General features: G+C 69.9%; 8 protein-coding genes. 2 read left to right on the top strand and 6 right to left on the bottom strand.

The features are described from left to right. Nucleotides 1-112: 112 nt before the first annotated feature. The 5 genes from ACWD1Z_RS20380 to ACWD1Z_RS20360 form a co-directional block, all read right to left on the bottom strand. Nucleotides 113-1,489 carry an alpha-amylase gene (locus tag ACWD1Z_RS20380; protein ID WP_451120466.1) on the bottom strand — a complete coding sequence of 459 codons (1,377 nt, stop codon included), beginning with the start codon at nucleotides 1,487-1,489 and terminating at the stop codon, nucleotides 113-115. A 166-nt stretch (nucleotides 1,490-1,655) separates the two neighbouring features. Further along, on the bottom strand, nucleotides 1,656-3,335 hold the full coding sequence (locus tag ACWD1Z_RS20375) for a glycoside hydrolase family 13 protein (protein WP_451120465.1): 1,680 nt from the start codon (nucleotides 3,333-3,335) through the stop codon (nucleotides 1,656-1,658). Between the two features lie 212 nt (nucleotides 3,336-3,547). After that, entirely contained in the window at nucleotides 3,548-4,459 is a 912-nt protein-coding gene (locus tag ACWD1Z_RS20370) for a sugar ABC transporter permease (protein WP_451120463.1), read from the bottom strand. A gap of 13 nt (nucleotides 4,460-4,472) precedes the next feature. Next, the gene (locus tag ACWD1Z_RS20365; protein ID WP_250070237.1) at nucleotides 4,473-5,477 is read right to left on the bottom strand and encodes a carbohydrate ABC transporter permease; all 1,005 of its coding nucleotides are present in this window, start codon (nucleotides 5,475-5,477) and stop codon (nucleotides 4,473-4,475) included. Between the two features lie 101 nt (nucleotides 5,478-5,578). After that, nucleotides 5,579-6,850: an extracellular solute-binding protein gene (locus ACWD1Z_RS20360; protein ID WP_451120461.1), complete on the bottom strand. Its 1,272-nt coding sequence runs from the start codon at nucleotides 6,848-6,850 to the stop codon at nucleotides 5,579-5,581. 414 nt (nucleotides 6,851-7,264) lie between these two features. Between ACWD1Z_RS20360 and ACWD1Z_RS20355 the strand changes: the two genes are divergently transcribed. Both ACWD1Z_RS20355 and ACWD1Z_RS20350 read left to right on the top strand, forming a co-directional pair. Further along, entirely contained in the window at nucleotides 7,265-8,299 is a 1,035-nt protein-coding gene (locus ACWD1Z_RS20355) for a LacI family DNA-binding transcriptional regulator (RefSeq protein ID WP_451120459.1), read from the top strand. A gap of 108 nt (nucleotides 8,300-8,407) precedes the next feature. Continuing rightward, a complete protein-coding gene (locus tag ACWD1Z_RS20350; protein ID WP_451120457.1) occupies nucleotides 8,408-9,250 on the top strand; it encodes a phosphatase PAP2 family protein in 843 nt (280 codons plus the stop codon). Here the strand turns inward: ACWD1Z_RS20350 and ACWD1Z_RS20345 are convergent. Beyond that, nucleotides 9,247-12,231 (bottom strand): bifunctional [glutamine synthetase] adenylyltransferase/[glutamine synthetase]-adenylyl-L-tyrosine phosphorylase, encoded by a 2,985-nt coding sequence (locus tag ACWD1Z_RS20345; protein WP_451120455.1) that lies wholly within the window; start codon nucleotides 12,229-12,231, stop codon nucleotides 9,247-9,249. The genes ACWD1Z_RS20350 and ACWD1Z_RS20345 overlap by 4 nt on opposite strands. Nucleotides 12,232-12,287: the final 56 nt, after the last annotated feature.

Here is a 12,287-nt window from a genome sequence, read left to right as displayed (position 1 = left end):
CGATACGGCTCTGTTGGGTCCGACCCCGCGCGACCGTATCGCCGCCGTAAGCGTTACAGCAAGAGTCCTGAAATGATTGGCAAGAGCTTTCAGCTCTGCAGGCCGCTCCGGCTCAGCAGCTGGACTTGCCGGCGTAGATCGCCAGGGCGGTGCGGGCGCCCAGGGTGGCCGAGAACTGACCGCTGGAGTTCACGGTCACCGTCGTGTTGTTCTGCACGTTGCAGTACGTGCCGGCCGGGAGGGAGGTCTGGTAGGTGCGGGTCAGACTGCCCGGCTCGTGGTTGATGGCGACGTAGCCCTTGCTGCCGCGGCCGAAGGCGATGGCGTCGGCGCCGTTGTCCCACCAGTTGGTGACGGCCTGGCCGCGGGTGGCGTTGCGGAAGGCGACCATGGACTTGATCTCCGGCCAGGCGTGCTGGCACTTCCAGCCGTTCTGCCAGCAGGCGCTCACCTGGCCGCCGTTGGGCGGGCCGGCGTCGTGGTCGGTGAACTCGTAGCCGGAGTTGATGTCGGGGGCGCCGTAGGGCCAGGCCAGCATGAAGACGTTGGCCAGGGTGTAGGTGGCGTTGTCCTTGTAGCTGAGCGTGGAGCCGTTGCGCTCGGTGTCATGGTTGTCGACGAAGACACCGGAGACGCCGCTGCTCAGGTAGCCCCAGCCCTCGCCGTAGTTCTTCAGGTAGGCGAGGTTCTCGTTGGTGAAGACCCGCTTGAGGTCGTAGGCGTAGCGGAACTCCTGGACGTCGCCGTTGCCGGTGTACTCGGTGGGCTGGACGGCCTCTCCGCTGCCGAAGATGACCTCCTGCTTCCAGTACGCGTTCGGGTTGGCCAGCCGCGACTTGATGTCGGCGAGGTCGGCGGCCGGCATGTGCTTGGCCGCGTCGATGCGGAAGCCGTCCACGCCGAGGGAGAGCAGGTCATTCATGTACCCGGCGATGGCGCCCCGGACGTAGGACTCACCGGTGTCCAGGTCGGCGAGGCCGACCAGTTCGCAGTTCTGGACGTTCGCGCGGTCCGCGTAGTTGGTGATCTGCGCGGTGCAGTTGTCGAAGTCGTAGGAGGAGTACAGGCCGGGGTAGGCGTACTTGGTGTACGACGAGCCGCCGGTGCCGGTGCCGCTGCCCGCGGACATGTGGTTGATGACGGTGTCGACGACGACCTTCACCCCGGCCGCGTGACAGGTGTTGACCATGTTCTGGAACGCCGCACGGTTACCGAGCCGACCGGCGATCTTGTAGCTGACCGGCTGGTACGACGTCCACCACTGCGCGCCCTGGATGTGCTCGGCGGGCGGGGAGACCTGGACGTAGCCGTAGCCGGCCGGGCCGAGGGTGTTGGTGCACTCCTTGGCGACGGAGGCGAAGTTCCACTCGAACATCACCGCGGTGACGTCCTTGGTGCCGGGTGGGGAGGCATGGGCGGTGCCGGGGACCAGAGCTCCGGCCGCCGTGGCGGCGAGCGCGGTCGCGGTGACGGACCATCTCGATATCACGGGGTACTCCTTGTGGGGACAGCAGGCGTCCTTGCCTGGTGTCCGCGGAACGTACCGCTAACGAAACGTTTACAGCAAGAGTCTTGAAACCAGCGGCAAGAAATTTCATTGAAGACCGGACATGACGGAGGGCCCGCCGAAGCGGGCCCTCCGTGGTGCGTGACCGTCAGGCCGTGGTCCACCACACCGTGGTGTCGGACGGGACCTTGGCCTCGCCCTCCACCTCGGCGACCTCGCCGCTGGCGAGCAGGAGGCGGCCGTGGACCGGGGTGGTGATCGACTCGCCCGTCGTGTTGGCGACACAGACGAACTCGCCCCGGCGGAAGGCCAGGACGCCCTCGGGGGCCTTCAGCCACTCCACCGCGTCCCCGGCGCCCAGGTCCGGGTGGTCGCGGCGGGCGGCCAGGGCCGCGCGGTACAGCTCCAGGGTCGAGCCCGGGGCGCCGGACTGCGCCTCCACGCTCAGCTCCGCCCAGACGGGCGGCTGGGGCAGCCAGCTGCCGCCGCTGCCGAAACCGTACGAGGAACCCTCGCGGGTCCACGGGATCGGCACCCGGCAGCCGTCGCGGAAGCCGTCCTGGCCCTCGCCCCGGAAGTACGCCGGGTCCTGGCGGACCTCGTCGGGCAGGTCGACGACGTCCGGCAGGCCCAGCTCCTCGCCCTGGTAGACGTAGGCCGAACCCGGCAGCGCAAGCATCAGGAGCGTGGCCGCGCGGGCGCGGCGCAGGCCCAGTTCGCGGTCGCCCGCGGTGCGGATCTGGGTGCCGAGGCCGGGCGGGTTGGCGAAGCGGGTCGCGTGGCGGGTCACGTCGTGGTTGGACAGCACCCAGGTGGCCGGGGCGCCCACCGGGCGCATCGCCTCCAGGGTGCGGTCGATCACCGTGCGCAGCTCCGCGGCGTCCCATTCGGTGCTGAGGTACTGGAAGTTGAAGGCCTGGTGCAGCTCGTCGGGGCGGACGTAGTTCGCGGTGCGCTCCACGGTCGGGGTCCAGGCCTCGGCCACGAAGATGCGCTCGCCGGCGTACTCGTCGAGGATCGTGCGCCACTGCCGGTAGATGGCGTGCACGCCGTCCTGGTCGAAGAACGGCATGACATCGTTGCCCAGCAGCTTGAGCTGATCGTGCGCCCCGAGGTCGGGCAGGCCGTCCGCCTTGACCAGGCCGTGGGCCACGTCGATGCGGAAGCCGTCGACGCCGATGTCCAGCCAGAACCGCAGGATCGAGCGGAACTCGTCGCCGACCGCCGGGTGGTCCCAGTTGAAGTCGGGCTGCTCGGGCGCGAACAGGTGCAGGTACCACTCGCCGGGCGTGCCGTCGGGTTCGGTGACCCGCGTCCAGGCCGGGCCGCCGAAGATCGACTCCCAGTCGTTGGGCGGCAGTTCGCCGTTCGCGCCCTTGCCGGGCCGGAAGTGGTAGCGGTCCCGCAGCGGGGAGCCGGGGCCCTCGCGCAGCGCCCGCTTGAACCACTCGTGCTGGTCGGAGGAGTGGTTGGGCACCAGGTCGACGATGATGCGCAGGCCCAGCTCATGGGCGTCGCGGATCAGCGCGTCGGCGTCCAGGAGGCTGCCGAACATGGGGTCGACGGCCCGGTAGTCGGCCACGTCGTACCCGGCGTCGGCCTGCGGGGAGGCGTAGAAGGGGCTCAGCCACACGGCGTCCACGCCGAGGTCGCGCAGGTACGGGAGTCGGGAGCGTACGCCTTCCAGGTCGCCCATGCCGTCGCCGTTGCTGTCGGCGAAGCTGCGCGGATAGACCTGGTAGATCACCGCGTCCCGCCACCAGTCGCGGCGATGGGCGACGGTGGCTACGGCGGAGGTCGGTGCCGGGTCGGCGGAGTGCTGGCTCATGATGTCCTTGGGAGATCTGACGGAGTCATCGGGTCAGGGTGCGTACGGCGGCAGGGTGTCGTGCCGAGACGGCCGCGGTGGCAGCGGGGTCGGATGGCCGCCGCGGCCGTCTCGAGTCAGGGGAGGGCAACGCCGTTCGGGGGCGCGGGGAACTGCGCGACAAGCCACGACGGCGCCGCAGCCGAACGACGGCAGTTCCACCCCAGCGGCTCTTACCCCTTCGTGCCGCCCGCGGTGAGGCCGGTCACCAGGTTCTTCTGCACGAGATAGAAGAACGCGGAGACAGGTATCGCGATCAGAACCGCGGTCGCGGCCATCAGCTGCCGCTGCGCATCGTGCTCGCTGACGAAGGTCTGCAGAGCGACGGCGAACGTGTACTTCGTGTCGGACAGCATGAACGTCGAGGCGAAGGCGACCTCACCGAAGGCGGTGATGAAGCTGTAGAAGCCGGCGACCGCCAGACCGGGCTTGGCGAGCGGCAGGATCAGCCGCAGGAACGTGCCGAAGGGGTTCAGCCCGTCGACGCGTCCGGCCTCGTCGATCTCGAACGGGATGGTGTCGAAGTAGCCCTTGAGCAGCCAGGCGCAGTACGGCACCGCGGTCGAGCAGTAGACCAGGATCAGACCGAGGTAGCTGTCGACCAGCTGGAGGTCGGAGAGGATCTGGTACATCGGCACGATGAGCACGGCGATGGGGAACATCTGGGTGACCAGAAGGACCCACATGAACTTCCGGTAGCCCGGGAAGCGCATCCGCGAGACCGCGTACCCGGTGGTCGCGGCGATGATCACGCCGATGACCGTGGTGCCGAGCGAGACGATCAGCGTGCTCCACAGCCAGTGGAAGAAGTTCGTCTCCTGCAGCACGAACGAGTAGTTGTCCAGCGTCATCTTCCCCCAGATGCCACCGGGGTGCAGGTAGTCGTCCTTGTCCGGGCCGAGCGAGAGGAAGACCAGCCAGGCGATCGGGAAGAGGGCGACGAGGCTCGCGACGATCAGGATGCCGTGCGAGACGAGCGAGCCCGCGAGACCGGGCTCACCGCGCCGGATCGCCTTGCCCTGGGTGGGGGCCACACGGATCTCCTTCTTCGCCTCGGCGGAGGTCTCAACGGTAGTGGTGCTCATAAGAACTCCTGCCTCAGATCGCGAGCTGCTGGTCATTGCGGTTCAGCCAGCGGCGGTAGAAGGAGGTGAAGACGATCAGGATGGCGAGCAGCAGCATGCCGTAGGCGGCCGACTGCGCGAAGTCGCGCGGCTGCTGTCCGAAGCCGAGGTAGTAGGCCCACGTGACGAGGATCTGGGCGTCCGGGGCGGTGTCGCCGAAGAGCAGGAAGATGATGGCGAACTGGTTGAAGGTCCAGATGATGCCGAGGAGCACGACGGTGGAGCTGACCGAGCGCAGGCCCGGCAGGGTGACGTAGCGGAACTGCTGCCACTTGGTCGCGCCGTCCATCTCGGCCGCCTCGTAGAGGGTGTTGTCGATGGACTGCAGTCCGCCGAGCAGCGAGAGCATCATGAACGGCACACCGCACCAGGTGTTGACCATGATCGCGGCGAACCGCTGCCAGAAGGTGTCCTCCAGCCACAGCGGGGTGGGCAGGTGGAGCGTCTCCAGGAAGGAGTTGATGACGCCGCCGTCGGCGAGCATGAAGCGCCAGCCGAAGACGGTGACGAAGGTCGGCACGGCCCAGGGCAGGATCAGGATCAGCCGGTACAGGGTGCGGCCGCGCAGCTGCTGGTTGAGCAGCAGGGCGAGGCCGAGGCCGATGGAGTAGTGCAGGGCGACACAGGCGGCCGTCCACACGATCGTCCAGATGAAGTGCGACCAGAACCGGTCGTAGGCGGTCTCGCCCCACAGGATGTCGGCGTAGTTGTCCAGGCCGATGAACTTGTAGGTGGCCTCGATCTCGTTGGCGCCGATCGTGCGGGCCGTGTTGAGGCTGTTGGCGTCCGTGAGCGTCAGATAGAAGCCGTAGCCCAGGGGGTACAGCACGAGGACGCCGAGCACGACGATCACCGGCGTGATCATCGCGTAGGCGTACCAGTGCTTGTGGTACGAGTGCTTCAGGCGCTGGCCCAGCCCGGGCCGCGGCGCGCGGTCACCGCGGCGCTTGCCGGTGGCGCGGTCGATGGCGACTGTCATGGTTCTTCGACACCTTCTGGGAGATCACGGTTGGGCCAGGCCACAGGCCGGTGGCCGCCGGGTCCGTCCCCTGTCGGGCGGGACCCGGCGGCCACGGACGATCACTTGCTGAAGTCCGGCACCAGCTTGGCGATGGCGGTCTCAGCGCTGCTCAGGCCCTCGTCCAGGGACTTCTTGCCGCCGGCGATGGCGAGCAGCTCGGTGTCCACCGGACCCCACAGGGAGCTGTACTCGGGCAGGGCCGGGCGCGGCTGGGCGGCGGCGAGCACCGTCTGGTAGCCGGCGATGCCCGGGTCGGCCTTGACCTCGTCGGTGTAGGCGTCGTCGCGCGTGGGAAGCGTGGAGTTCTTCAGCGCGATGGTCTCCTGGGCGTGCGCGGAGGTCATGAAGTTGACGAACTTCAGCGCGGCCTCCTGGTGCGCGGCGTCGGAGCCGGCGTACACGGAGAGGTTGTGGCCGCCGGTCGGGGCGCCCGCCTCGCCGGAGGAGCCGGCCGGGACGGTGGCGATGCCGAGGTTCGCCTTGTCCTTGAACGCCGAGCCCTTGTAGAAGTTGGTGATCTCCCACGGGCCCTGGATGATCGAGGCGACCTTGCCGCTGACGAACGCCTCCTGGATGTGGGCGTAGGCGTCGGCGGTGGTGTCGGCCTTGTGCAGGCCCTTGCCGTCGAAGAGGTCCAGCCAGGTGCCGTAGGCCTTCTTGGCCTCGGCGGAGTTCACGGTGATCTTCTTGGCTTCGGCGTCGACGGTGTCGGTGCCCTCGCCGTAGAGGAAGGACTGGGCGTAGTAGGCCTGGGTGGAGCCCCAGTAGCCGTCGACGCCGGTCTTCGACTTGATCGTGGCGGCGGCCTTCTTCAGGTCGTCCCAGGTCTTGGGGGCCTCGACGCCGGCCTTCTCGAACAGTTCCTTGTTGTAGACGAGGGCGAGCGTGTCCGTGGTGAACGGGACGCCGTAGGTCTTGCCCTCGTACTTGGCCTGCTCGATCAGGTTGGGCTTGAACTTGCTCTCGTCGGCGAGGGCCTCGGTGCCGTCCAGCGGCAGGAAGAAGCCCTTCTTGGCGAAGGCGGGGGTCCAGCCGACCTCGGAGCGGAGGATGTCCGGGGCGCCCTTGGAACCGGCGGCGGTGTCGAACTTGTTCTGCGCCTGGTCGAAGGGGACGTTGACGTACTTGACCTTGATGTCCTTGTTGGCGGCCTCGAACTCCTCGACCAGGGCCTTGTACGTCGGCGCCTCGTTGGTGGCGTTGGAGGTGTCCCACCAGGTGAGGGTGACCGGACCGTCGGCCTTGTCGCCGCTGTCGCCGTCTCCGCCGCAGGCCGTCGCCGCGAGGGCGAGGGACGCCACCAGCGCGGTGGCCGCTATGCCACGCCGCATGAGTTCTCCTTGAGGGTGAAAAGCCCGTGTGGTGCAGGCGGCGGCCCCGTCTGCCGCTCCTGCTGTCTTGCCGACTGCGCCGATGGGGGTGCCCCCACGCCTTCGAGGCAGTGGGGGAGGCCGCCGGGCGTCGGAAACGTAACAGCCAGGTAAGCGTCGCGAAAGAGCTTGCAGAAAAAAAGTGCAAGGCATCACCGAAGTTACCCGGACGTGACCGCTCGGCGACCGCCGTGAGACCGTTGTTCTGCGGGGTTGAGCGGCCAAGGACGGGGTTGTGCAAGACTCTGCAAGCTCTTGCCATCGGTTTCACGAGGGGACGCCATGTCGCAGCAACCCGCAGCGCGCCGGTCGAACGCCCGCACCCGGCGTCCGATTGGTGTGCAAGGTGACATACGGCCGGTACAGTCCAGTGCCGTGACCACACGGCTTGCTGACATCGCTGCGCAGGCGGGGGTGAGCGAAGCGACCGTCAGCCGGGTCCTGAACGGGAAGCCGGGCGTCGCCGCCACCACCCGCCAGTCCGTTCTCGCCGCCCTCGACGTGCTCGGGTACGAACGCCCGGTACGGCTGCGACAGCGCAGCGAGGGCCTGGTGGGCCTGATCACCCCGGAGCTGGAGAACCCGATATTCCCGGCCCTGGCCCAGGTCATCGGCCAGGCGCTGACCAGGCAGGGCTACACACCGGTGCTCGCCACCCAGACGCCCGGCGGCTCCACCGAGGACGAGCTGACCGAGATGCTGGTCGACCGCGGGGTCGCGGGGATCATCTACGTCTCCGGACTGCACGCGGACACCACGGCCGACATGCAGCGCTACGAGCGACTGCGCGCCCAGGGCGTCCCCTTCGTCCTCGTCGACGGCTTCTCCCCCAAGGTGCAGGCGCCCTTCATCTCCCCCGACGACCGGGCGGCGATGACGCTCGCGGTCACACATCTGGTCTCCCTCGGTCACACCCGGATCGGTCTCGCGCTCGGCCCGAAGCGGTTCGTGCCGGTGCAGCGGAAGATCGACGGCTTCGTCCGCACCATGCAGGACCAGCTGGGTCTCGCCGCCGAGTTCATAGAGACCCAGTTCGTCCAGCACTCGCTGTACACCCTGGAGGGCGGTCAGGCGGCCGCCACGGCGCTGATGGACCGCGACTGCACGGCGGTGGTCTGCGCCAGCGACATGATGGCGCTGGGCGCCATACGGGCCGCCCGGCAGCGCGGCCTGGAGGTGCCGACGGACATCTCGGTCGTCGGCTTCGACGACTCCCCGCTGATCGCCTTCACCGACCCGCCGCTGACGACGGTCCGCAAGCCGGTCCCGGCGATGGGCCAGGCCGCGGTGCGTACGTTGCTGGAGGAGATCGGCGGGACTCCGGCACCGCACAGTGAATTCGTGTTCATGCCGGAACTGGTGGTGCGCGGTTCGACCGCTTCGGCCCCTGGGGACCGAAATCGTCCCTAGGTCGGAGACTGAACGACCGGGTACCGTGCACCCGTCGTAGAACGTGCGACCGGAACCAGACCAGGGGATGATCGGTGGGGGAAGGCGTTTCTGGCAGACTCTGTGCCTATGGGTGACATGACCGTGACCGAGCTGGAGGACCGCGCACAGGCGGCCGTTCCGCACCCCGTCACGGCGGCGGACAGACCGGGTCTGCTGCGCCGGATGCGCGCTCCGCGCCGGCCCCGGCTGTGGTTCGAGATCCTGCTGATCGCGGTGAGTTACTGGACGTACTCACTCGTCCGCAATGCCGTCCCGGAGCAGAAGTCCGAGGCACTGCGCAACGCCGACTGGATCTGGAAGGCGGAGCAGACGCTCGGCCTCGCCGTCGAGCAGTCGTTCAACCACGCGGTGAACTCCGTGACTTGGCTGATCGTGGGCATGAACTACTACTACGCGACGCTGCACTTCGTGGTGACGCTGGGTGTGCTGGTGTGGCTGTACCGCAGCCACCCGGGACGCTACGCGGCGACCCGCACGGTGCTCTTCGCGACCACGGGTGTGGCCCTGCTCGGTTACTACCTGTATCCGCTCGCCCCGCCCCGGCTGATGACCGGCGGCGCCTTCATCGACACCGTGCTGGTCCACCAGACGTGGGGTTCGATGGCCTCGGGCGACCTGAAGAACATGTCGAACCAGTACGCCGCCATGCCCTCGATGCACATCGGCTGGTCGCTGTGGTGCGGGCTGACCATCTTCGCGCTGGCGTCGGTGCCGTGGGCGAAGGTGCTGGGCGTGCTCTACCCGGTGGTCACGCTGGTCGTCATCGTCGCCACCGCCAACCACTTCTGGCTGGACGCGGTCGGCGGCCTGCTCTGCCTGGCCTTCGGCTACGCGGTGGTACGGCTGTGGTACGGAGCGCTGCCGCACGCCCTGCCCAAGCTGGTGCCGGCCCCGGTCCCCCGCCGCTAGCCGGTGTAGAACAGCGCGTCCACCACGGCCCGGGCCCGGCGGGCGGTGCGGCGGTAGTCGTCGAGCATGTCGCCGACGTGGCCGGGGCCGTAGCCGAGGTAGCGGCCCACCGCGGCCAGTTCCCGGGCGTCCGAGGGGAAGGTGTCGCCGGCGCGGCCGCGGACCAGCATCACGGCGTTGCGGACCCGGGTGGCGAGGACCCAGGCCTCGTCGAGGGTGGCCGCGTCCTCCGCGGGCATCAGGCCGGCTCCGGCCGCCGCGGACAGCGCTGCCCGGGTGCGGGTGGTGCGCAGGCCGGGCTGGGTGGCGCCGTGGCGCAGCTGGAGGAGCTGGACCGTCCATTCGACGTCGGAGAGCCCGCCGGGTCCCAGCTTGGTGTGGAGCTTGGGGTCGGCGCCGCGCGGGAGGCGCTCGGACTCCATACGGGCCTTCAGGCGGCGGATCTCGCGGACCGCGTCGTCGGTGAGGCCGGCCGGCGGGTAGCGCAGGGGGTCGATCAGTTCGACGAAGCGGCGGCCCAGGTCCTCGTCCCCGGCGACCGGCTCGGCCCGCAGCAGCGCCTGGGACTCCCAGCCGAGGGACCAGCGGCGGTAGTAGGCCTCGTAGGACTTCAGGGTGCGCACCAGGGGGCCCGACTTGCCCTCGGGGCGCAGGTCGGCGTCGATCAGCAGGGGCGGGTCGGCGCTCGGGATCTGCAGCAGGCGGCGCATCTCGGAGACGACGCGGTTCGCGGCCTGGGCGGCCTCGTGCTCGTCGACGCCGTCGCGGGGCTCGTGCACGAACAGGACGTCCGCGTCGGAGCCGTAGCCCAGCTCGTGGCCGCCGAAGCGGCCCATGCCGATGACGGCGAACCGGGTGGGCAGGGTGTCGCCCCAGCCCTCGCGGACGACCGCGCGCAGGGTGCCGGCCAGGGTCGCCGCGGTCAGGTCGGAGACGGCGGCGCCGACCCGGTCCACCAGGGCGCCCTGGTCGGCCTCGGCGGGATGGGCCTCGGTGCCGTAGGAGCCGACGATGTCGGAGGCGGCCGTACGGAACAGCTCGCGGCGGCGTACGCCGCGGGCCGCGGTGACGGCCTGGGCGCCGCTGTCGGCGCGGTTGACCGCGGCGAGGATCTCCTGTTCCAGATGGGCGCGCGGGCGCGGTGCGAGGCCGCCGCTGTCACCGTCGCCGAGCAGGGCCACCGCCTCGGGGGCGCGCATCAGCAGGTCCGGGGCGAGCCGCCCGGCGGACAGCACCCGCGCGAGGTTCTCGGCCGCCGCGCCCTCGTCCCTGAGCAGCCGGAGGTACCAGGGGGTCTTGCCGAGGGCGTCGGAGACCTTGCGGAAGTTGAGCAGGCCCGCGTCGGGGTCGGCGGAGTCGGCGAACCAGCCGAGCAGGACGGGCAGCAGGGTGCGCTGGATGGCGGCCTTGCGGGTGACGCCGGACGCCAGTGCCTCCAGGTGCCGCAGCGCGCCGGCCGGGTCGGCGTAGCCGAGCGCGACGAGCCGCTCGCGGGCCGCCTCGCTGCTCAACCGGGCCTCGCCGGGGGCGAGTTGGGCGACGGCGTCGAGCAGCGGCCGGTAGAACAGCTTCTCGTGCAGCCGCCGTACGACGGAGGAGTGCCGCCGCCACTCGCGGTTCAGTTCGGCCACCGGGTCGCTGCGCAGGCCCAGCGAGCGGCCGATGCGCCGCAGATCGGCCTCGTCCTCGGGGACGAGGTGGGTGCGGCGCAGCCGGTAGAGCTGGATGCGGTGCTCCATGGAGCGCAGGAAGCGGTAGGCGGCGTCCAGTTGGGCGAAGTCGGCGCGGGCGACGTAGCCGCCGGCGGCGAGGGCCTTGAGGGCTTCCAGGGTGGAGCCGCTGCGCAGGGAGGAGTCGGCCCGTCCGTGCACCAACTGCAGCAGCTGTACGGCGAATTCGACGTCCCTGAGGCCGCCGGGGCCGAGCTTGAGCTGGCGGTCGACTTCGGCGAGGGGGATGTTCTCGACCACCCGGCGCCGCATCTTCTGCACGTCGGCGACGAAGTTCTCCCGCTCGGCGGCTTTCCAGACGAGGGGTTCGAGGGCGGCGACGTACTCCTCGCCGAGGTCGAGGTCACCGGCGACCGGGCGGGCCTTGAGCAGTGCCTGGAACTCCCAGGTCTTCGCCCAGCGTTGGTAGTAGGCGAGGTGGCTGGAGAGGGTACGGACCAGCGGGCCGTTCCTCCCCTCGGGCCGCAGGTTGGCGTCCACGGGCCAGATCGAGCCCTCGACGGTGGTCTCCGAGCAGATCCGCATCATGTGCGAGGCGAGCTTGGTGGCCGCTCTGAGGGCCTTGGTCTCGTCGACCCCCTCCGCCGCCTCGCCGACGAAGATGACGTCGACGTCGGAGACGTAGTTGAGTTCGTGGCCCCCGCACTTGCCCATCGCGATCACCGCGAGCCGGCACGCGGCGGCGTCGTCGGGGGCGGCGGCCCGGGCGAGGGCGAGCGCGGCGCGCAGGGTGGCGGTGGCGAGGTCGGCGAGTTCCGCGGCGGACTCGGCGACATCGGTGGTGCCGCACACGTCACGGGCGGCGATGGACAGCAGACAGCGCCGGTAGGCCACCCGCAGCGAGACCGGGTCGGTGGCCTCGGCCAGGCCCCGCTCGAACTCGGCGACGCCGGGGTGCAGGTCCCGGGGCTCGTAGGTGACCAGGGCACGCCAGTCGTCGGAGTGCCGGGCGAGGTGTTCGGCGAGCGCGGTGGAGGCGCCGAGGACGCCGAGGAGGCGGTCGCGCAGCGGCTTGGCGGCTATCACGGTGTCCAGCAGGCCCCGGCCGGACTGGGCCTCCAGCAGGCGGACCAGGCCGTGCAGGGCGAGATCGGGGTCGGCGGTGGCGCCGAGGGCCTCCAGCAGCACCGGGTCGTCGCGCACGGGGGCCAGTTCCGGGGCCTCCAGCAGCCGCTCGGCGGCGCTCGGGTCGGTGAAGCCGTGCCGAAGCAGCCGCGTGAAGGTACTGCTCCTGCGCCCCGGCGCCGTCATCCTGGGCCTCCCGTCCGATCAAGGTCGTACGCGCCCGAGCCTAACCGCTGCGCTCG

The organism is Streptomyces sp. NPDC002784, assembly GCF_053592135.1.
Note: the sequence above shows the minus strand (reverse complement) of the source record. Positions and strands in the feature narration are given on the sequence as shown.

Excerpts from the sequence above, each read along its gene's own strand:
- ACWD1Z_RS20375 (WP_451120465.1), bottom strand. The coding sequence starts at position 3,335 with ATGAGCCAGCACTCCGCCGACCCGGCACCGACCTCCGCCGTAGCCACC.
- ACWD1Z_RS20370 (WP_451120463.1), bottom strand. The coding sequence starts at position 4,459 with ATGAGCACCACTACCGTTGAGACCTCCGCCGAGGCGAAGAAGGAGATC.
- ACWD1Z_RS20365 (WP_250070237.1), bottom strand. The coding sequence starts at position 5,477 with ATGACAGTCGCCATCGACCGCGCCACCGGCAAGCGCCGCGGTGACCGC.
- ACWD1Z_RS20360 (WP_451120461.1), bottom strand. The coding sequence starts at position 6,850 with ATGCGGCGTGGCATAGCGGCCACCGCGCTGGTGGCGTCCCTCGCCCTC.
- ACWD1Z_RS20350 (WP_451120457.1), top strand. The coding sequence starts at position 8,408 with ATGGGTGACATGACCGTGACCGAGCTGGAGGACCGCGCACAGGCGGCC.
- ACWD1Z_RS20345 (WP_451120455.1), bottom strand. The coding sequence starts at position 12,231 with ATGACGGCGCCGGGGCGCAGGAGCAGTACCTTCACGCGGCTGCTTCGG.